16 protein-coding genes are annotated in these 18,865 nt (G+C 67.2%); 6 read left to right on the top strand and 10 right to left on the bottom strand.

Going from position 1 to position 18,865, the window contains the following annotated elements; translation table 11 throughout:
- Nucleotides 1-52 precede the first annotated feature (52 nt).
- The 6 genes from lpdA to ACO07Z_RS22600 all read right to left on the bottom strand — a co-directional run bounded on the left by lpdA (nucleotide 53) and on the right by ACO07Z_RS22600 (nucleotide 6,303).
- Nucleotides 53-1,471 carry a dihydrolipoyl dehydrogenase gene (gene lpdA, locus ACO07Z_RS22625; protein ID WP_421700746.1) on the bottom strand — a complete coding sequence of 473 codons (1,419 nt, stop codon included), beginning with the start codon at nucleotides 1,469-1,471 and terminating at the stop codon, nucleotides 53-55.
- A gap of 9 nt (nucleotides 1,472-1,480) precedes the next feature.
- Nucleotides 1,481-2,872: a pyruvate dehydrogenase complex dihydrolipoamide acetyltransferase gene (locus ACO07Z_RS22620; RefSeq protein WP_421700745.1), complete on the bottom strand. Its 1,392-nt coding sequence runs from the start codon at nucleotides 2,870-2,872 to the stop codon at nucleotides 1,481-1,483.
- A 15-nt stretch (nucleotides 2,873-2,887) separates the two neighbouring features.
- The gene (locus tag ACO07Z_RS22615; RefSeq protein WP_421700744.1) at nucleotides 2,888-4,303 is read right to left on the bottom strand and encodes a pyruvate dehydrogenase complex E1 component subunit beta; all 1,416 of its coding nucleotides are present in this window, start codon (nucleotides 4,301-4,303) and stop codon (nucleotides 2,888-2,890) included.
- A gap of 40 nt (nucleotides 4,304-4,343) precedes the next feature.
- A complete protein-coding gene (locus ACO07Z_RS22610) occupies nucleotides 4,344-4,643 on the bottom strand; it encodes a hypothetical protein (protein ID WP_307017976.1) in 300 nt (99 codons plus the stop codon).
- Between the two features lie 10 nt (nucleotides 4,644-4,653).
- Nucleotides 4,654-5,727: a pyruvate dehydrogenase (acetyl-transferring) E1 component subunit alpha gene (gene pdhA, locus ACO07Z_RS22605; RefSeq protein WP_421700743.1), complete on the bottom strand. Its 1,074-nt coding sequence runs from the start codon at nucleotides 5,725-5,727 to the stop codon at nucleotides 4,654-4,656.
- Nucleotides 5,728-5,970: 243 nt separating this feature from the next.
- The gene (locus ACO07Z_RS22600) at nucleotides 5,971-6,303 is read right to left on the bottom strand and encodes an FtsB family cell division protein (RefSeq protein ID WP_421700742.1); all 333 of its coding nucleotides are present in this window, start codon (nucleotides 6,301-6,303) and stop codon (nucleotides 5,971-5,973) included.
- Nucleotides 6,304-6,599: 296 nt separating this feature from the next.
- On the opposite strand from ACO07Z_RS22600, the gene ACO07Z_RS22595 reads away from it, so the two are divergent.
- Nucleotides 6,600-6,809 carry a hypothetical protein gene (locus ACO07Z_RS22595; protein WP_421700741.1) on the top strand — a complete coding sequence of 70 codons (210 nt, stop codon included), beginning with the start codon at nucleotides 6,600-6,602 and terminating at the stop codon, nucleotides 6,807-6,809.
- A 92-nt stretch (nucleotides 6,810-6,901) separates the two neighbouring features.
- On the opposite strand, the gene eno is transcribed toward ACO07Z_RS22595, so the two are convergent.
- Complete coding sequence (eno, locus tag ACO07Z_RS22590) at nucleotides 6,902-8,185, bottom strand: phosphopyruvate hydratase (RefSeq protein ID WP_244376443.1); 1,284 nt, start codon at nucleotides 8,183-8,185, stop codon at nucleotides 6,902-6,904.
- 119 nt (nucleotides 8,186-8,304) lie between these two features.
- On the opposite strand from eno, the gene queF reads away from it, so the two are divergent.
- Nucleotides 8,305-8,766: a preQ(1) synthase gene (gene queF / locus ACO07Z_RS22585; RefSeq protein ID WP_421700740.1), complete on the top strand. Its 462-nt coding sequence runs from the start codon at nucleotides 8,305-8,307 to the stop codon at nucleotides 8,764-8,766.
- Nucleotides 8,767-8,826: 60 nt separating this feature from the next.
- On the opposite strand, the gene glmS is transcribed toward queF, so the two are convergent.
- Entirely contained in the window at nucleotides 8,827-10,650 is a 1,824-nt protein-coding gene (glmS, locus tag ACO07Z_RS22580) for a glutamine--fructose-6-phosphate transaminase (isomerizing) (RefSeq protein WP_421700739.1), read from the bottom strand.
- A 114-nt stretch (nucleotides 10,651-10,764) separates the two neighbouring features.
- Nucleotides 10,765-12,114 (bottom strand): bifunctional UDP-N-acetylglucosamine diphosphorylase/glucosamine-1-phosphate N-acetyltransferase GlmU, encoded by a 1,350-nt coding sequence (gene glmU, locus ACO07Z_RS22575; protein ID WP_421700738.1) that lies wholly within the window; start codon nucleotides 12,112-12,114, stop codon nucleotides 10,765-10,767.
- 159 nt (nucleotides 12,115-12,273) lie between these two features.
- Here glmU and ACO07Z_RS22570 point away from each other — a divergent pair, with 159 nt between their 5' ends.
- Together ACO07Z_RS22570 and ACO07Z_RS22565 are read left to right on the top strand one after the other, a co-directional pair.
- On the top strand, nucleotides 12,274-13,236 hold the full coding sequence (locus tag ACO07Z_RS22570; protein WP_421700737.1) for a DMT family transporter: 963 nt from the start codon (nucleotides 12,274-12,276) through the stop codon (nucleotides 13,234-13,236).
- A gap of 66 nt (nucleotides 13,237-13,302) precedes the next feature.
- Nucleotides 13,303-13,683: a hypothetical protein gene (locus ACO07Z_RS22565; RefSeq protein WP_421700736.1), complete on the top strand. Its 381-nt coding sequence runs from the start codon at nucleotides 13,303-13,305 to the stop codon at nucleotides 13,681-13,683.
- On the opposite strand, the gene ACO07Z_RS22560 is transcribed toward ACO07Z_RS22565, so the two are convergent.
- Complete coding sequence (locus ACO07Z_RS22560) at nucleotides 13,643-15,268, bottom strand: beta-1,6-glucan synthase (protein WP_421700735.1); 1,626 nt, start codon at nucleotides 15,266-15,268, stop codon at nucleotides 13,643-13,645. The two genes, ACO07Z_RS22565 and ACO07Z_RS22560, sit on opposite strands and share 41 nt — an antisense overlap.
- 260 nt (nucleotides 15,269-15,528) lie before the next feature.
- Between ACO07Z_RS22560 and ACO07Z_RS22555 the strand changes: the two genes are divergently transcribed.
- Both ACO07Z_RS22555 and ACO07Z_RS22550 read left to right on the top strand, forming a co-directional pair.
- Complete coding sequence (locus tag ACO07Z_RS22555) at nucleotides 15,529-16,005, top strand: hypothetical protein (RefSeq protein ID WP_421700734.1); 477 nt, start codon at nucleotides 15,529-15,531, stop codon at nucleotides 16,003-16,005.
- Nucleotides 16,006-16,339: 334 nt separating this feature from the next.
- Nucleotides 16,340-18,859, top strand: a complete 2,520-nt coding sequence (locus ACO07Z_RS22550; protein WP_421700733.1) for a glycosyltransferase — start codon at nucleotides 16,340-16,342, stop codon at nucleotides 18,857-18,859.
- The last annotated feature ends 6 nt before the right edge of the window (nucleotides 18,860-18,865 follow it).

Below are 18,865 nucleotides of genomic sequence, written 5' to 3'. Positions count from 1 at the left end.
GTGGCGTTCCGCGCGGCCGAGAACAAGGGCGGCACGCGGCCGCCCCTCACCCTCAGACGTGGATCGCCCGCCCATAGGCGCTGAGCACGCTTTCATGCATCGTTTCAGAAACTGTCGGGTGCGGGAAGACCGCGTTGATCAGCTCTTCCTCGGTGGTTTCCAGATTCATCGCCAGCACGAAGCCCTGAATGAGCTCGGTGACCTCGGCGCCGACGAGATGCGCGCCCAGCAGGCGGCCAGTCTTGGCGTCGAAAATGGTCTTCACCAGCCCGTCCGGCTCGCCCAGCGCCACCGCCTTGCCATTGCCGATGAAGGGGAAGCGGCCGACCTTGATCTCGAAGCCGGCTTCCTTCGCCTTCTTCTCGGTGAGACCGACGGAGGCGATCTGCGGCATGCAATAGGTGCAGCCGGGAATCATCAGCTTGTCCATGGCATGGGCATGCTTGCCGGCAATGGCCTCGGCGGCGATCACGCCCTCATGCTCGGCCTTGTGCGCCAGCATGGGCGGGCCGGCGACATCGCCGATCGCCCAGACACCCGGCACATTGGTGCGGCACAGGCCGTCGACCACCACGCAGCCGCGGTCAGTCTTCACGCCGAGCGTCTCAAGGCCGAGATTTTCGATATTGCCGACCACCCCGACGGCGGAGATCAGCCGCTCGGCGGTGAGGGTCTCGACCTTGCCGTCGGCGGTCTCGATGGTGGCGGTGACGCTGTCGGCGCCCTTCACCACCTTGGAGACCTTGGCGCCGGTGAGGATTTTGATGCCCTGCTTCTCGAAGCGCTTGCGCGCGTGCTCGGCGATCTCGGCATCCTCGACGGGCAGGATCTGCGGCAGCAACTCGACGATGGTCACGTCCGAACCCATCGTCTTGTAGAAGGTAGCGAATTCGACGCCGATGGCGCCCGAGCCCATGATCAGCAGCGATTTCGGCACGCTCGCCGGCGCCAGCGCCTCGAAATAGGTCCAGATCAGCTTCTTATCCGGCTCGATGCCCGGCAGCGCGCGCGGGCGGGCGCCGGTGGCGATGACGATGTTCTTGGCGGTGTATTCGCCAGCCGCCAGCGCGCCCTTCGGCGCCGGCTCGGCCACGGGCGCCACCGTCACCTTGCCCGGCGCGGTGAGGCTCGCCTGCCCCCAGATCACGTCGACCTTGTTCTTCTTGAGCAGGAAGCCGACGCCATTGCTCATCTGCGCCGCGATGCCGCGCGAGCGCTTGACGACGCCTGAAATGTCGACGCCGAACTTCTCGGCGACGAGGCCGTAATCCTTGGCGTGCTCGATATAGTGGAAAATCTCCGCCGAGCGCAGCAGCGCCTTGGCGGGGATGCAGCCCCAGTTCGGGCAGATGCCGCCAATATGGGTGCGCTCGATGACGCCGACCTTGAGGCCGAGCTGCGCCGCGCGGATGGCGCCGACATAGCCGCCGGGGCCGGAGCCGATGAAGAGAACGTCGTAACTATTCGCCATGATCGTTCCTCAGACCAGCATCGACATGGGCTTTTCGATGATCGCCTTGAAGGCGCCGATCAGCTGCGCGCCCATGGCGCCGTCCATCACCCGGTGGTCGCAGGAAATGGTGACGGTCATGACCGTCGCCACTGCCAGCTCACCCTTCTTCACCACCGCCCGCTGCTCGCTGGCGCCCACCGCGAGGATGGTGGCGTGCGGCGGGTTGATGATGGCGGTGAAGTCCTTGATGCCGAACATGCCCAGGTTCGAGATCGCCGAGGAGCCGCCCTGATATTCGTGCGGCATCAGCTTCTTGTTGCGGGCGCGGGCGGCGAAGTCGCGGGTCTCGTTGGAGATCGCCGACAGCGTCTTGGTCTCGGCCTTGCGGATGATCGGGGTCAGCAGGCCCTTGCCGCCGTCGATCGCCACCGCGACGCCGATGTCAGAATGCTTGAGCTTGAGGTAGCGGTCGCCGCCCCACACCATGTTGGCATCCGGCACCTGCTGGAAGGCGAGCGCATAGGCCTTGATGACGAAGTCATTGACCGAGAGCTTGTAGGCCGGCTTGCCGTCCTTCTCCGGTGCCGCCTTGTTCAGTTCCTCACGCAGCTTCAACAGCGCGTCCACGTCGCAATCGACGGTGAGGTAGAAGGTCGGCACCGTCTGCCGCGCCTCGGTCATGCGCTGGGCGATGACACGACGCATGGCGTCGAGCGGCACTTCCTCATAGGTGCCGGCCTCGTAGAAGGTCTTCACCTGCTCCAGTAGCGCGCTGTTCGACACCGGCGCCGGCGCCGCGGCCGGGGCGGGCGTGGCCGCGGCCGGAGCGGCTGCCGCCGTCGCGGGCGCCTTGGCGGCGCCGCCGGCGGGAGCGGCCTCGACATCGGCGGCAACGACGCGGCCATGCGGACCGGAACCCTTCACCGAAGCGAGGTCGACACCCTTCTCCTTGGCAAGGCGACGCGCCAGCGGCGAGGCAAACACACGCTCGCCAGACGCGGCGGGAGCCGCAGCCGGTGCCGCAGGAGCGGCCGGGGGAGCGGGGGCCGGCGCGGCTGCCGCCTTTGGCGCCTCAGTCTTGGGCGCTTCAGCCTTGGGAGCCTCGGCCTTGGGCGCTTCCGCCGGCGCCTTGGCCGGGGCCGCGCCGCCGCCGGCGGCCACCGCCTTCACATCCTCGCCCTCGGTGGCGAGAACGGCGATGATCTGGTTCACCGGCACATCGGCGGTGCCTTCCGGCACCACGATCTTCGCCAGCGTGCCCTCGTCGATGGCCTCGACCTCCATCGTGGCCTTGTCGGTCTCGATTTCGGCGATGACATCGCCGGGGGCGACCTTATCGCCCTCTTTCTTCAGCCATTTCGCGAGGTTGCCCTTCTCCATGGTGGGAGAGAGGGCCGGCATCAGGATTTCGATCGACATGGCGCTTCTCCGACCTCAGCGATAGGTGACGGCGCGGGCGGCGTCGATGACGTCCTGCACCGACGGCAAGGCCAGCTTCTCCAGATTGGCGGCGTAAGGCATGGGAACGTCCCTGCCGGTCACGCGCAGCACCGGCGCGTCGAGATAGTCGAACGCCTTCTCCATCAGCTGGGCGACGATCTCGGCGCCGACGCCGGCCTGCGGCCAGCCCTCTTCCACCGTCACGCAGCGCCCGGTCTTCTGCACCGAGGCGACGATGGCAGGCACGTCCATCGGGCGGATGGTGCGCAGGTCGATCACCTCGGCCTCGATGCCGAGCTTGGAGAGCTCTTCCGCCGCCTTGAGCGCGTAGTTCATGCCGATGGACCAGGACACCAGCGTCACGTCCTTGCCGGGACGGGCGATCTTCGCCTTGCCGATGGGAACGATGAAGTCATCCAGCTTCGGCACCGGCGAGGAGTGGCCGTAGAGGATCTCGTTCTCAAGGAAGATGATCGGGTTGGGATCGCGGATCGCCGCCTTGAGCAGGCCCTTGGCGTCCGCCGCCGTATAGGGCGCAATCACCTTGAGGCCGGGAATGTGGCTGTACCAGGCGGTGTAGTCCTGGCTGTGCTGGGCCGCGACGCGGGCCGCCGCACCGTTGGGGCCGCGGAACACGATGGAGCAGCCGATCTGGCCGCCGGACATGTAGTGGGTCTTGGCGGCGGAGTTGATGATCTGGTCGATCGCCTGCATGGCGAAATTGAACGTCATGAACTCGACGATCGGCTTCAGCCCGGCCATCGCCGCACCGACGCCGACGCCGGCGAAGCCGTGCTCGGTGATCGGCGTGTCGATGACGCGGCGGGCGCCGAATTCCTGCAGCAGGCCCTGGGTGATCTTGTAGGCACCCTGATATTCCGCGACTTCCTCGCCCATGACGAACACGTCGCTATCGCGGCGCATTTCCTCGGCCATGGCGTCGCGCAGCGCCTCGCGCATGGTCTGGCTGACCAGTTCCGTGCCTTCCGGCACGTCCGGCTCCGGCACCGCTTCCGGCTGGGGCGGGGCGGCGACGGCGGAATTGACCACGGCGGGCGTCGCCGGCGCGGACGCAGCGACCGGCGAGGGCTCGACCGGAGCGGCGGCGACCGGCGGCGCCGATTCGGCGGCCTGCGGGCTCGGCGTGCCGATGGCGGCGGCGTCCTCGCCATCGGCGAGAATGACGGCGATCGGGGTGTTCACCGCGACATCCTGCGTGCCCTCGGGCACCAGGATCTTGCCGAGGGTGCCCTCGTCAATGGCCTCGACTTCCATCGTGGCCTTGTCGGTCTCGATCTCGGCGATGACGTCGCCGGACTTGACCTGATCGCCCTCTTTCTTGAGCCACTTGGAGAGGTTGCCCTTCTCCATGGTCGGCGAGAGGGCAGGCATGAGAACTTCGGTCGGCATGGCGGCGTTCCCCAGAGAAACGTGCGTCAAAACTCGCGCGTCACGGCTTCGGTACCGGAAGCACCAGAGTGAGATTGCTGTAGACGGCCATCGAGGCGATGGCGACGAGAAGGGCGGCGAAGAAGGCGACCAGCATCTTGTTCAGCACGGTCGCTTCGGCCGAGGTGGCGCCCGCCAGATACCGCGCGCCGAACGGCCAGAACACGGCCGCCAGAACACGCGGGACGGAGGAGCCGGCGACGCGAACGATGCCGAGAGCAACGCGCGCCGCGAGAACCCACAGCACGACCGCCGCCGAGACGCCGGCGACGAGAGTGACCCAGAAGACGCTGGCCAGCATCGCGCCGCGCTCAGCGCAGGATGTCGGTGTAGAGCTCGGACGGGTCCGGCTCCGGGTCGGTGCTGGCGAAATCAGCCGCCGCGTTCATCTGGTCGCGCAGCTCGGCGTCGATCGCCTTCAGCTCTTCCTCGGTGGCCCACTTCTTTTCCAGCAGGCGGTTGCGCACCTGCTCGATCGGATCGTGCTCGGTGCGCATCTTCTGCACCTCCTCCTTCGACCGGTACTTGGCCGGGTCGGACATGGAGTGGCCGCGATAGCGGTAGGTGAGCATTTCGAGGATGTAGGGCCCCTTGCCGGAGCGGGCGAATTCGACCGCGCGCTCGCCGGCCGCCTGCACCGCCCGCACATCCATGCCGTCGACCTGCTCGCCGGGAATGTTAAAGGAGGAACCGCGCTTGGAGAAATCCGTCTGGGCGGAAGCGCGGTTCACCGCGGTGCCCATGGCGTATTTGTTGTTCTCGATGATGTAGACGACCGGCAGCTTCCAGAGCTCCGCCATATTGAAGCTCTCATAGACCTGGCCCTGATTGGCGGCGCCGTCGCCGAAATAGGCCAGGGTCACATTGCCATTGTCGCGGTAGTGATTGGCGAAGGCGAGGCCGGTACCGAGCGAGACCTGGGCGCCGACGATGCCGTGGCCGCCGAAGAAGCCCTTCTCGATGCTGAACATGTGCATCGAGCCGCCCTTGCCCTTGGAATAGCCGCCACGGCGGCCGGTGAGCTCGGCCATGACGCCCTTGGGGTCCATGCCGCAGGCCAGCATGTGGCCATGGTCGCGATAGCCGGTGATGACCTGATCGCCCTCCTTGAGGGCCGCCTGCATGCCGACGACGACGGCTTCCTGGCCGATATAGAGATGGCAGAAGCCACCAATGAGGCCCATGCCGTAGAGCTGGCCGGCCTTTTCCTCGAAGCGGCGGATTTCCAGCATCCGGCGATAGGCTTCGAGTTCCTGGTCCCGGGTGAACTCGACAACCGCCGCCGTGCCGTCCGTCCGCCGTGCGGAACTCCGGGCTGTGGCCCGGGCCGGCGCTTTCGCGGTGGGGGCTCTTCCAACGGCCGATTTGTTGGCGGCGACTGCCATGGCGCATCCTCAGCTCGGGGACAAAGTCGGCACGTTAATAACGCACCTTCGCCCCACGCGCTACGCGCTCAACGCAATGCTGCGACGCACAACATGTTGTGCGCGCAACGGTTTCCGCTATTGAACTGAATTTCAGTTCAAATGAACATTTAGCTCAAATCAAGTTAAGCGCCTGGAATAGCGTCGTTTCCTATCGGAACGAGCCTGGCATACCAGACATCGTCGTCACCGATGAATTTTAGTTTAGTTCGCCTGCGGACCCGCCGGGACGCGCAGCAGCACGAGATCCTTGGGATGCACGAGGTTCAGCAGCACGCGCGCCTGCTCGTCCAGCATGTCGGCGTCCACCAGATCGGGCGACATCAGCGCCACCTTGGCCTGCAGCGCCTGGCGCTGCGCCCGCAGCTTGTCACGCTCCTGCGTCAACTCCGCGTGCTGCTGCTCGAAGCTGCGGCGGGCCAGAAGCCCGTATTGCCCATTATAGCCCTGGAAGGCGAAATAGCCGACGAGCGCCGCCGCTCCGAGATGGAGGATGACGGTCTGGAAGAAGGAGCGCCAGCGGGTGCGAATGATCATGAGGCGAGTCTAGTCAGGCGCGGTTGAGGCGCGGTTAACGCTAATGACCAAAGCCGCTCTTTTCGCAGCGCAGCAGCGTCGGCGCCCGCACCTTTCGTGCCTCGCAGCGCGGGATGCCGGGAACGTGACACCGCTAAAGGCGTGTCGCTACCGCCCTATGTGCGGTTGTGGACGGTGGCGGTCCCACGGCGATGCTACGGTCTCACTTGCCAAGCCGGTGTGGATCGACGCCGAGCCTGAACCGGAGCAACTTCCCCGGTGGATCCGGCCCCGGCCGGACGCACGGAGGCCGATAAATGACCCGTAATGTCGAAGAACGCGCCCGCGCCCTCTGCGCCATGGACGCGCAGATGGCGGCCGTACCGTCTGACGAGATTCCGGCGCTGGTGGAGCGCCTCTGGCCCATTGCCGCGCTGGAGATCAGCGGCGGCCTGTTGGAGCCGGACGCGCCGCAAGTGCCCGACCTGCCGCGCCTACGGGCGGAATATGAGCGGCTGAAGCGCTGACCACGCCCCGCGCCCTTGCCAACCCCGCCCCGACAAAAAAGCCCCCGTCCAGGACGGGGGCTTTTCGCATTCTAGAGCGGACGTTTCTGCTGTCAGGCCAGCGACTTGATCGCCGAACGGCCGGCATAGATCGCCTGCGGGCCCAGTTCCTGCTCGATGCGCAGCAGCTGGTTGTACTTGGCGGTGCGGTCCGAGCGGGCCAGCGAGCCGGTCTTGATCTGCCCGCAATTGGTGGCGACCGCGAGATCGGCGATGGTCGAATCCTCCGTCTCGCCCGAGCGGTGCGACATGACGGCGGTGTAGCCAGCCTTGTGCGCCATCTCCACCGCGTTCAGCGTCTCGGTGAGCGAGCCGATCTGGTTGACCTTCACCAGGATCGAGTTGGCGACGCCCTGCGTGATGCCCGCCGACAGGCGGGTGACGTTGGTGACGAACAGGTCGTCGCCCACCAGCTGGCACTTGGAACCGATGGTGTCGGTGAGCAGCTTCCAGCCCGCCCAATCGTCCTCGGCCATGCCGTCCTCGATGGTGCAGATCGGGTAGCGGCCGACGAGATCGGCGAGGTACTTCACCTGCGCTTCGATATCGCGCACCGCGCCCTCGCCTTCATAATCGTACTTGCCGTTCTTGAAGAACTCGGTCGAGGCGCAGTCGAGGCCGATGAACACATCCTCGCCCGGCTTGTAGCCAGCGGTCTCGATCGCCTTGACGACGAAGGCGAGCGCGGCGTCGGCGGAGGGCAGGTTGGGGGCAAAGCCGCCCTCGTCGCCCACATTGGTGTTGTGGCCGGCGTCCTTGAGCGCCTTCTTCAGCGTGTGGAAGATTTCCGCGCCGGTGCGCAGGCCTTCCGCGAAGGTCGGGGCGCCGACCGGCAGGATCATGAATTCCTGGAAGTCGATCGGGTTGTCGGCATGGGCGCCGCCATTGATGATGTTCATCATCGGCACCGGCAGGGTGCGGGCGTTCACGCCGCCGACATAGCGGTAGAGCGGCAGGTCGCGGGCGGCCGCTGCGGCCTTGGCCAGCGCCAGCGAGACGCCCAGAATGGCGTTGGCGCCGAGGCGCGACTTGTTCGGCGTGCCGTCCAGCTCGATCAGAATCTGGTCGATGGCCGGCTGGTCCTCGGCGTCCATGCCGCCAATGGCGTCGAAGATCTCGCCATTGACCGCTTCGACAGCCTTGAGAACGCCCTTGCCGAGATAGCGCGCCTTGTCGCCGTCGCGCAGCTCGACGGCCTCATGCGCGCCGGTGGAGGCGCCCGAGGGGACGGCGGCGCGGCCCTGCGAGCCGTCTTCCAGCATCACATCCACCTCGACGGTGGGATTGCCGCGGCTGTCCAGGATTTCACGCCCAACGATATCGACGATGGCGGTCATACGTTTCCCCAATGCTCAACTCGGTCAGGATGGTCGAGGCGCTTCTACTCCGGCCATGTGACATGCGAAAGAGGTGCCAGCGACATATCGCCCGCCCCCTCCCCGCATGGAGCCCCGCCATGACCGACATCGCCGACGGCACAACCCAGCTCGGCCGCCCCACAGCCCTGCCCGCCAGCCCGGACGAGGCGGTGCTGGAGAAGGTGCCGAACCCGCACCCCGGCACGAACTACGTCGCCCGCTTCACCGCACCGGAATTCACGTCTCTGTGCCCGGTAACGGGACAGCCGGATTTCGCCCAGCTGGTGATCGACTATGTGCCGGACGGCTGGCTGGTCGAATCGAAATCGCTGAAGCTCTATCTCGGCAGCTTCCGCAACCATGGCGCCTTCCATGAGGACTGCACCGTCGCCATCGGTCTGCGACTGCACGCCTTGCTCAGCCCGCGCTGGCTGCGCATCGGCGGCTATTGGTACCCGCGCGGCGGCATCCCAATCGACGTGTTCTGGCAGAGCGGCGCGCCGCTTGAGGGCGTGTGGCTGCCGGACCAGGGCGTCGCGCCCTATCGCGGGCGGGGATGAGAGCCGCACACCGTCATCCCGGACGGCCGCAGGCCGATCCGGGATGACGGCGCGAGGCCCCTACTCCACCGTGACGGACTTCGCCAGATTGCGCGGCTGGTCGACATCCGTGCCCATCGCCACCGCCGTATGGTAGGCGAGCAGTTGCACCGGAAGGGCGTAGACAAGCGGGGTGATGAACGGGTTCATGTCCGGCAGCACCAGCGTCGCCTCGGTCTCCAGCGCCGCATGTTTCGCGCCGGCCTCATCGGTGATGAGGATGATACGCCCGCCGCGCGCCGCCACTTCCTGCATGTTCGACATGGTCTTTTCGAACACGGCGTCGTGCGGGGCGATCACCACCACGGGCATGTTCTCGTCGATCAGCGCGATCGGCCCGTGCTTGAGCTCGCCGGCGGCATAGCCCTCGGCATGGATATAGGAGATTTCCTTGAGCTTCAGCGCCCCTTCCATCGCCAGCGGGAAGGATGTGCCGCGGCCGAGATAGAGCACGTCCTTGGTCTTAGCGAAGCTGCGGGCGAGGTGCTCGATGTCGGGGCCGAGATCGAGCGCGCGATTCATCAGGCGCGGCACTTCCACCAGTGCATGCACCAGCCCCCGCTCCTCCCCCTCCGAGAGCACGCCACGCGCGCGCCCGGCCGCGACGGCCAGCGCCGCCAGCGTCGCCAGCTGGCAGGTGAAGGCCTTGGTGGAGGCAACGCCGATCTCCGGCCCGGCCAGCGTCGGCAGCACCGCATGCGCTTCGCGGGCGATGGTGGAGGTCGGCACGTTCACCACCGCGAGCAGATGCTGCTTTTCCTGCCCGGCATAGCGCAGCGAGGCGAGGGTGTCGGCGGTCTCGCCGGACTGCGAAATGACGATGGCAAGCCCATTGGCTGGCAGCGGCGCCTCGCGGTAGCGGAACTCCGAGGCGACATCGATCTCCACCGGCAGGCGCGCATAGCGCTCGAACCAGTATTTGGCGATCAGCCCGGCATAATAGGCGGTGCCGCAGGCGGCGATGGAGACGCGCTCCAGCTTGGCGAAGTCGAAAGGCAGCTCGGGCAGCTGCACCGTCTCGTTGGCCATGTCGAGGTAATGCGCCAGCGTGTGCGCGACGACCTCGGGCTGTTCGTGCATCTCCTTGGCCATGAAATGGCGGAAGGCCCCCTTCTCGATGAGGAAGGCGGTGGCGGTGGTCTTCTGCACCGCGCGCTCCACCCGATGGTTCGCGCAATCGCGGATCTCGATCCCCTTGGCGCGCAGAACCGCCCAGTCGCCATCTTCGAGATAGGCGATGGTGTCGGTGAAGGGCGCGAGCGCGATGGCGTCGGAGCCGAGATACATCTCGCCCTTGCCATAGCCGATGGCGAGCGGGCTGCCCTTGCGGGCGCCGATCAGCAGGTCTTCATCGCCGTCGAACAGAAAGGCGAGCGCGAAGGCCCCCTGAAGGCGCGGCAGCGCCGCCGCCACGGCGTCGGTGGGGCTGAGGCCGGCACGCAGTTCCCGCGTCACCAGATGGGCGACGACCTCGGTGTCGGTCTCGCTTTCGAAATTGGCGCCGCAGGCGAGGAGTTCGTCGCGCAGCTCGCGGAAATTCTCGATGATGCCGTTATGCACCACCGCGACTTCCGTGGTGGCATGGGGGTGGGCATTGGCGACGCTGGGCCGGCCATGGGTGGCCCAGCGTGTGTGGCCGATGCCGATACGCGACTCCAGCGGCGTCTGGCGCAGCACCTCTTCCAGATTGCGCAGCTTGCCTTCGGCGCGGCGGCGGGAAATGTGCCCGCCCTGCAGCGCGGCGATGCCGGCGGAATCATAACCGCGATATTCCAGCCGCTTCAGCGAGTCGATCAGGCGATCCGCAACCGGCTCGGTGCCGACAATGCCGATGATTCCACACATGAGCCGGGCCCTTTCGTGAAGCGACGATCCGCGAGGCTACGATGGCGGGTTTAACCGGCCGTCACCGAAGCGTTGAAATCAATTCCGGTGTCGCTTCGTATCGCCGGCTTCGTGTCATTTCTTCGGCGCGAGCCCGGCGGAGAGCCGCGCCCGCAGCCGCGCCGCCAGTCCCGGCTTGTTGACCTGCCGCGCCCGGCCAATGGCCAACGCGTCCGCCGGCACGTCATCGGTGATGACCGAGCCGGTGCCGATATAGGCGCCGTCGCCGACGCTCACCGGCGCCACCAGCAGGCTGTTGGTGCCGACAAAGGCGTTCGCGCCGATGGTGGTGCGGTGCTTGCGGAAGCCGTCATAATTGCAGGTGATGGTGCCCGCGCCGATATTGGTGTTCGCTCCGACACTGGAATCCCCGACATAGGACAGGTGATTCACCTTCGCGCCGGCCGCGAGGTCGGAGGCCTTGATTTCCACGAAATTGCCGACATGCACCCCCTGCCCCAGTGCCGCGCCGGGACGCAGCCGGGCGAAGGGGCCGACAATGGCGCCGGCGCCGACATGCGCGCCCTCAACATGGCTGAAGGCGCGGATCGTGGCGCCCTCCTCCACCCGCACGCCGGGGCCGAACACCACGTTCGGTTCCACGATCACATCGCGGCCGAAGGTCGTATCGGCCGAGAGGAACACGGTTTCAGGCGCCACCAGTGTCACCCCCGCTTCCAGCGCCCGCGCCCGCAGACGCCGCTGCAAAATGGCTTCCGCCTCGGCGAGCTGGGCGCGGCTGTTGACGCCGGCCACTTCCTCGGCCGCCACCTCGCACACGGCGGCGGCGCGGCCCTGCGCGCGGGCGATGGCAACCACGTCGGTAAGGTAGAATTCGCGCTTGGCATTGGCGTCGTCGACACGGTCGAGAAGGTCGAGCGCCACCCTTCCATCGAGCGCCATCAGCCCGGCATTGCACAGGCGAATCGCGCGCTCGGCCTCGCTCGCCTCCTTCTCTTCGCGAATGGCGAGAAGTTCGCCGCCTTCGGTGACGAGGCGGCCATAGCCGGTGGGGTCCGCGGGGCGGAAGCCAAGCACGGCAACACCGGCGCCCTGCGCCAGCGGCGCCCGCAGTGCGGCGAGGGTTTCCGGCTGCACCAGCGGCGTGTCGCCATACATGACGACCACATCGTCGAAACCGCGCTCCAACGCCGCCCGCGCCGCCAGCACGGCATGGGCCGTGCCGCGCCGCTCGGTTTGCACGAAGATTTCGGCCTCCGGCGCCACGCGGCGCACCTCCGTCGCCACCTTGTCGTGGTCGGGACCGATCACCACGGCGAGCCGCGCCGCGCCGGCGGCGAGCGCCGCGTCCAGCACATGCGCCACCATCGGCCGTCCGGCGACCGCGTGCAGAACCTTCGGCAGCGCCGAACGCATGCGCGTGCCCTCCCCGGCGGCGAGGACGATGACGAGAAGCTGGCGCATCGGCGGTCTCCAGAGCGGCACGCGGGACGCGGCCCGGGCAGGGCTTTCGCGGGAAGGCGCTATCTAGCCCGATGGGAACGGCGCGAAAAGACCGCCCGGCGTTCTCGGCGCCCGCCGAACCCGCGACGGCGGGTGGGGAAGCGTGTATCACCACGCGCCATGGACTCTCGCCCCAACACACGCCGCGATTCCCCGCCCGCCGCGCCCGGCCTCGCGCACGACCCGTGGGCGATCGCGGCGCTGCTGGCGATGCCGCTGTTCTTTTCCACCAATCTCATCGTCGGCCGCGCCGTGGCGGAGCTGGTGCCACCCTGGTCGCTGGCGTTCTGGCGCTGGCTGCTGGCGGTGGCGATACTCCTGCCGATGACGGCGGGCGCGCTGCTGCGCCATCGCGAACTGCTGCGGCGGGAATGGTGGCGCGTGCTGCTGCTGGGCTTTTTCGGCATGGTGCTGTGCGGCGGCAATGTCTATGTCGCGCTCCGGCACACCACTGCCGCCAATGCGACGCTGATCTACACCACCGCCACGCTGATGATCGTGGTGCTGGATGCGCTGCTGAAGCGCCAGAGACTGCCGGCGATCCAGCTGATCGGCTCTCTGGCGGGCTTCGCCGGCATCGCGTTGATCGCGGTGCATGGCGAGCTGGGCCGGCTGCTCGGCCTGCAGTTCAACAGCGGCGATCTCGGCATCTTCGTGGCGGCGGTCGCCTGGGCGATCTATTCGCTGATGCTGCGCCAGGGACCGCTGAGCCAGCTCGGCGGACAGACCGCCTTCGCCGCCAATGCCATTGCCGGCACGCTGCTGCTGGCGCCACTGGCGCTGTGGGAAGCGGCGAGCGGGGCGGCGACGCCGTGGACGCTGGAAGCGTGGGGATCGATCGCCTTTCTCGCCATCTTCCCGTCTGTGCTGGCTTTCGGATTGTTCCAGTATGCAATCAAGGTGGCCGGCGCGCCGATAACGGCGAATGTGCTCTATCTCATGCCGGTCTATGGCGTGCTGCTGGCGGTGCTGCTGCTGGGGGAGGAACTGCACCTCTACCACGCCGTGGGTTTCGTGCTGATTCTGGGCGGGGTGATTCTCGCCACCCGGCGGCGGGAACCCGCACCGCGCCCGGCGGATTGATCGCCCGGCTGCGGCATGCGATGCAGCGCCCTGCCGACGAACGCCCGCCGCAGAAGGACCGACACCGTGGCCCATCGCAGCTTCCTGCCCGGCGCCCGCGCCGCCAATGTCATCATCGCGCTCGGCGCCTTCGCCCTCGGCTGGGCGATCTATGTCCGCTATGCGCTGCTGGAACAGTCCTCGGTCGGTCTTGCCTGCCGGACGCTGGAAACCCTCACCTGCGAGACGCGGGGGACGGTGATCGCTCTGTTCAGCCAGTCGGCCTTCGGCATCGCCGCGCTGATCGGCGCCACCCTCCAGCTGATCCGCCCCTCGCTTGTGATGTTCACCCTGGCGCTGATGGCGACCTGCGCCGGGCTGGTGGTCTACAACAACAACCTCGCCGGCCTCGCCGGCGGGTTGCTGCTCATATCCTTCGCCCGGCCGTGGCGAGGCGCCAGAGGGTAAGGGCCAGCACGACGAACAGGCTGCCGGTCCACAGCGCCTGCCAGTTCGCCAGCGTCTCGTTCAGCGGCACATAGAGGCCGGCGGCGAGGAACAGCCCGGCGGCAATCGCCTCCGCCTGCCGCCCCTCGGTGACGCGTCCGGGCCCGGCGACCACGGCGTAGAAGGCGAAGGCGGTGATGATCGGCGTCAGCCCGGCGAACTGGAAATCCTTGTAGCGCGGATCGAACACCAGCCCGAAGCCGATCTGCGCGGCGAGCACGATCGAGGCCGCGAGCACCAGCGCCAGGCAGCGATCGAAGAAGGGCGCGCCGGGCGTCGCCTCGCTGTTGAGCGCCAGCGTCAGGGTGATGAGGCGGGTGCGCCGCCCGACCGCGACCGCGCAGGCCATCGGCACCAGCAGCGCCAGCCCGACCAGCGCCGCGCCGCGGATCCAGCCGCCGACGCCGAGGCTCTCGCCGGGCACCGATGCCAGAAGCCGGCCGATCATCAGCCCGGCGAAGAAGGCGATGCCGGCCACCGCCGACCATTCCCGCACGCCAAGCGGCCGTCCGCCCGCGCGCCGCCCGGCCCAGCCGGCGAGCGCGAACAGGACGCCGGCGAAGCCCACGCCGAGCGCCGCCTGCGCCATCCAATAGGGATGGTCGGAGACCGGCTCACCCCAGGTGAACTTGAATTCGCGCGTATAGGCGTCGAGGAAGCCCCAATGCCCGCCGACCGTGCCCTCAAGCACCCGCTTCCACGGCTGGTCGAAAGCCTCGATGACGTTGAGCCGGTAGTTCTTGGCCTTGGCGAGCGCCAGCAATTCCTGAATCACATTGGCCTGGTTGGACGGTGAGGGCAGCGCCCCTTCGCGCATGCGGCCCTCGCTCGGCCAGCCGGTCTCGCCGATGAGAATATCCTTGCCGGCGAAGATTTCGCCGACATGCTCGCGGATTTCGCCGAGATGGGCGACAGAGTCCTCGGCCGGCACCGGCATGTCTTCCCAGAACGGCAAGATGTGGACGGTGACGAAGTCCACCGAATCTGCGAGCGAGCGGTTGCGCTCCCAGAACTCCCAGACATCGGCATAGGTGACGGGGACTTCCGGCGGAATCTTCGCCTTCACCTCTTTCAGGAAACCGGCAATGTCGTTGGCCGATTGCTCGCCGCGCAGGAGAACCTCATTGCCGACGATGACGGCCTTGACGACATCCGGGTTCTCCTTCGCCGCCTTGATGCCGCCTTCGATCTCGGCGCGGTTGCGCACGGGATCGGCGGCGATCCAGATACCCTGGAGCACGGTGAGGCCATGCTTGCGTGCGAGCTCCGGCACGGCGGCAAGGCCGGCCTGGATCGAGGAATAGGTCCGCACGCAGTGGGTGATCTTGGACAGGCGGGCAAGATCATCGTCGATCTGCTCCGGGGAGAACGCCACATCCTCGGTGAACGGGCTCTGCCCGGGCCGGAACGGGGCATAGGAGACGCAGGGCAGCTTCTCGCTCGCCGCCATCGGGGCGAAAGGTGCCGGCACCGGCTGCCCGAGCCACGCCCAGACAGCGACAATCGCCGCGCAGACGAGGGCGGCGAGGGCAAGGGGCAGTCGCATGCGAGACATCTCCGCCAGGGACGCGCCGAGCGGGCTCGGTCGCGAGGGGCTTCGTCAAAGGGCGTGGGCACGGGTGTTACGGCTCGTCCACCCTGCCGGGTAACGGGGCTTTGCGGCCACGGCAAGAGGCGTGTGCAAAGCTATGAAATTTTGCGTCGCCTGCGGCGCTCGGCACCCGCCGTCATGCTGACAAATTCGATTGCTTCTCCTACTGTCCTCGCCGGTCCGGTGTTTCCTCTTTTGCGTGTGACGTTTCTCCCATGGTGTGCTCCGTACGTCCCTTCGCCGCCGCCCTGTTCGGTGGCCTGATCCTGATGTCTGCAGCGGCCGGCGGCGCGTGGGCGCAAAGCGCTCCCCCGGAGCAGAAGGCCGCCGAACAGAAGTCGCCGGAGGAACAGGCGAAGGAAGAGGCGCAGCGCCGCTCGGTAGAGGAATATGCCGAGGCGGCCAAGCTACCGGGCAATGCTGGCCTGCCGGAATGCGTGTGGTCCGGACGCCGCATCGCCATGCTGCTGTGGCGCGACGACATCGACACCGCCCGCCGGCATCTCGAACTCTATGAGCGCTTTGGCTGCCCGACCGAGCATCTGAAGATCGCGTTCCGCTGCCTCGTCCGCCAGGGCAATATCGACAGCAAGGCGCAGGAGCGCCTGTCCGAGCGCGTTCATGCCTGCTGGGTCAACCCCGACGCGCAGCCTGCTACCCCGACGCCGGCGCCTGCTGCACCTGCGCAATGAATCCGCGTCGCGGCCCCCGGCGCGTCATCGGCGCGTCATGTGGCCGCCATAGTGGGGAACCATTCTCCCACTGACGCATTCTTCGCTGCAGAGCGGCATTGTCGGCAGGCGTGACGCGCTTTGGCGCGCCGCGGCAAAGATCGTGCTGCACGTGCGTTGAAACTGTATTATAATCAACCTGTCAGCCTCCCCTTTATCGTGGGTTTGTCTCATGCGCCCCGCCATTCGTGTCGCTGCCGCAGCTGTTGCGGTTGTGACGTGCGTCCATGCCTTTGTCTGGCTGGCTCTGCGTCAGGAGGTTTCCGCTCCCGCCGCACCCGATCGCTTCCAAAGCATGTCGTTCGCGCCGTATGGCCGCGACGCCAACCCGGACAAGGGTGAGCCGACCACAGAGGCGCAGATCCGCGCCGATGTGGAGGCGGTGGCGCCCTATACGCGCGGCGTGCGTACCTATGCCTCGACCGGCAATCTCGACCTGGTGGCGAAGATCGCCGCCGAGAAGGGGCTGAAGACCACGGTCGGCGCCTGGCTGGACGAGGACGAGGCGCGCAACGAGCGCGAAATCACCAACGCCATCGAGGTCGCGAAGAAGAATTCCAACGTGGTCGGCATCGTGGTCGGCAACGAGTCGATCCTGCGCGCCGAGCGCACGCCCGAGCAGCTGATCGAGACGATCCGCCGGGTGAAGCGTGAGACCAATGTGCCGGTAACCACCGGCGAGACCTGGGACGTGTGGCTCGACCATCCCGAGCTGGTGTCCGCCGTCGACTACATCGCCGCTCACATGCTGCCCTATTGGGAAGGCGTGACGCCGGAGCAGGTGGTCGACCACACCATCGCCATCTATGACCGCCTGCGCGCCACCTATCCCGGCAAGCGCATCGTCATCGCCGAGTTCGGCTGGCCGAGCCAGGGCTATAACCGCGACAGCGCCATCCCCGGCGAGGTCGAACAGGCGCAGATCATCCGCACCTTCGCGGCCCGCGCCGATGCGCTCGGCATCGAATACAACCTCATCGAGGCGTTCGACGCCCCGTGGAAGAGCTTCGAGGGCAGCGTCGGCCAATACTGGGGCATTCTCGACGCCAACCGCGTCGCCAAGTTCCCGATGGCCGGCCCGATCACCCCCTCGACCTACAACGCCACCGCCGCCATCGCGCTGTTGCTCGGCATCGCCTTCTCGCTGCCGGTGTTCCGCTTCGCCCGCCTTACCCTGCCGCAGGCGCTGGTGATGGTCGGCGCGGCGAACCTTGCCGGCGCCTGGGTGGCGACCGTCACCGACCACTGGCTGACGCATTATGTCGTCGGCGGCAACATGGTGACCATGGTCGTCAGCCTCGTGCTGCTGGTGCCGCTCGTCATCGTCATGCTCTACCGGGTGGAGGAACTCTCCACCATCGCCTTCGGCCGCACCCCGCGCCGGCTGCTGCGCAAGGAGAACGCCTCCGCGCCCTCGCGCACGCCCAAGGTATCGATCCACATCCCGGCCTATAAGGAGCCGCCGGAGATGCTGAAGCAGACGCTCGACAGCGTCGCCCGGCTGAACTGGCCGAACTTCGAATGCCTGGTCATCATCAACAACACGCCCGACCCGGCCTTCTGGGAGCCGATCGAGGCCCATTGCCGCGAGCTCGGTGAGCGCTTCAAGTTCATCAACCTGCCCAAGGTGGCAGGCTTCAAGGCCGGCGCGCTGCGCGAGGCCATGCTGCAGACCGCGCCGGACGCCGAGATCATCGGCATCATCGACGCCGACTATGTCGTCGATCCGAACTGGCTGATGAACCTCGTGCCGACCTTCGAGGACCCTACCGTCGGCATCGTGCAGGCGCCGCAGGACCATCGCGACGCCGACCGCAGCCTGCTGCACGAGGCGATGAACACCGAATATGCCGGCTTCTTCGACATCGGCATGGTCCAGCGCAACGAGCATGACGCCATCGTCGTGCATGGCACCATGTGCCTGATGCGCCGGGCCGCCATGGTCGAGGCCGGCGACTGGTCGAGCGACACGATCTGCGAGGACACCGATCTCGGCCTCGCCATCGTCGAGCGCGGCTGGAAGAGCCATTACACCAATGAGCGCTATGGCTGGGGCCTGCTGCCGGACGACTTCGCCTCGTTCAAGAAGCAGCGCCACCGCTGGGCCTATGGCGGCATGCAGATCATCAAGAAGCACTGGCGCCGCATGCTGCCCAATGCCGGCACGCGTCTGACCCCGGCGCAGCGGCGCGAGTTCAGCATCGGCTGGATGAGCTGGCTCGGCTCGGAAAGCGTCGGTGCGCTGGTGGCGATCCTGTCGCTGCTCTGGGTGCCCTTCGTGCTCGGCCTCGGCATCGCGGTGCCGCAGCGCATTCTCACCATCCCGATCGTGTTCTGCTTCGGCATCTATCTGCTGCACTTCATCGCCCTCTACCGCCTGCGCGTCGCCACGACGCCGGTGCGCATGATCGGCGCGGCGTTTGCGGCGATGGCGGTGCAGTTCACCGTGGCCAAGGCGGTCTATGACAGCTTCCGCTACAAGGACCTCGCCTTCGCCCGTACCGCCAAGGGTTCCTGGCTGGCCGACGCCGCCCGCGCCTTCCCGGCGCTGCCGGAAGCGATCATCGGCGCCGGGCTGATGCTCGCCGCCATCGGCCTGCGCCTGACCAACTGGCACGCCGTGGTGGAAGTCGACCTGTTCGCCCTGGCGCTGGCGATCCAGAGCCTTCCCTTCCTGGCGGCCGCCGGCATTGGCTGGCTGGAAGGTTCGACGCTCAATTCCTTCGCCACCTGGCGCGCCCTGCGCGGCCGCGCGATGGCGCTCCTGCCGGGCCGCGCGGCCCAGCCGCAGGCGCTGCCGGAGGAGATCGGCTGATACCGC

The sequence above is a fragment of the Ancylobacter sp. genome (assembly GCF_965229075.1).
Taxonomy (GTDB): Bacteria; Pseudomonadota; Alphaproteobacteria; order Rhizobiales; family Xanthobacteraceae; genus Ancylobacter.
Note: the sequence above shows the minus strand (reverse complement) of the source record. Positions and strands in the feature narration are given on the sequence as shown.

What these genes read in the sequence shown, in the direction of transcription:
- ACO07Z_RS22620 (WP_421700745.1), bottom strand. Translation starts at nt 2,872, where the DNA reads ATGTCGATCGAAATCCTGATGCCGGCCCTCTCTCCCACCATGGAGAAG.
- ACO07Z_RS22610 (WP_307017976.1), bottom strand. Translation starts at nt 4,643, where the DNA reads ATGCTGGCCAGCGTCTTCTGGGTCACTCTCGTCGCCGGCGTCTCGGCG.
- pdhA (WP_421700743.1), bottom strand. Translation starts at nt 5,727, where the DNA reads ATGGCAGTCGCCGCCAACAAATCGGCCGTTGGAAGAGCCCCCACCGCG.
- eno (WP_244376443.1), bottom strand. Translation starts at nt 8,185, where the DNA reads ATGACCGCCATCGTCGATATCGTTGGGCGTGAAATCCTGGACAGCCGC.
- ACO07Z_RS22570 (WP_421700737.1), top strand. Translation starts at nt 12,274, where the DNA reads ATGGACTCTCGCCCCAACACACGCCGCGATTCCCCGCCCGCCGCGCCC.
- ACO07Z_RS22600 (WP_421700742.1), bottom strand. Translation starts at nt 6,303, where the DNA reads ATGATCATTCGCACCCGCTGGCGCTCCTTCTTCCAGACCGTCATCCTC.
- ACO07Z_RS22550 (WP_421700733.1), top strand. Translation starts at nt 16,340, where the DNA reads ATGTCGTTCGCGCCGTATGGCCGCGACGCCAACCCGGACAAGGGTGAG.
- ACO07Z_RS22615 (WP_421700744.1), bottom strand. Translation starts at nt 4,303, where the DNA reads ATGCCGACCGAAGTTCTCATGCCTGCCCTCTCGCCGACCATGGAGAAG.
- glmS (WP_421700739.1), bottom strand. Translation starts at nt 10,650, where the DNA reads ATGTGTGGAATCATCGGCATTGTCGGCACCGAGCCGGTTGCGGATCGC.
- ACO07Z_RS22555 (WP_421700734.1), top strand. Translation starts at nt 15,529, where the DNA reads ATGGTGTGCTCCGTACGTCCCTTCGCCGCCGCCCTGTTCGGTGGCCTG.
- lpdA (WP_421700746.1), bottom strand. Translation starts at nt 1,471, where the DNA reads ATGGCGAATAGTTACGACGTTCTCTTCATCGGCTCCGGCCCCGGCGGC.
- queF (WP_421700740.1), top strand. Translation starts at nt 8,305, where the DNA reads ATGACCGACATCGCCGACGGCACAACCCAGCTCGGCCGCCCCACAGCC.
- ACO07Z_RS22595 (WP_421700741.1), top strand. Translation starts at nt 6,600, where the DNA reads ATGACCCGTAATGTCGAAGAACGCGCCCGCGCCCTCTGCGCCATGGAC.
- ACO07Z_RS22560 (WP_421700735.1), bottom strand. Translation starts at nt 15,268, where the DNA reads ATGCGACTGCCCCTTGCCCTCGCCGCCCTCGTCTGCGCGGCGATTGTC.
- glmU (WP_421700738.1), bottom strand. Translation starts at nt 12,114, where the DNA reads ATGCGCCAGCTTCTCGTCATCGTCCTCGCCGCCGGGGAGGGCACGCGC.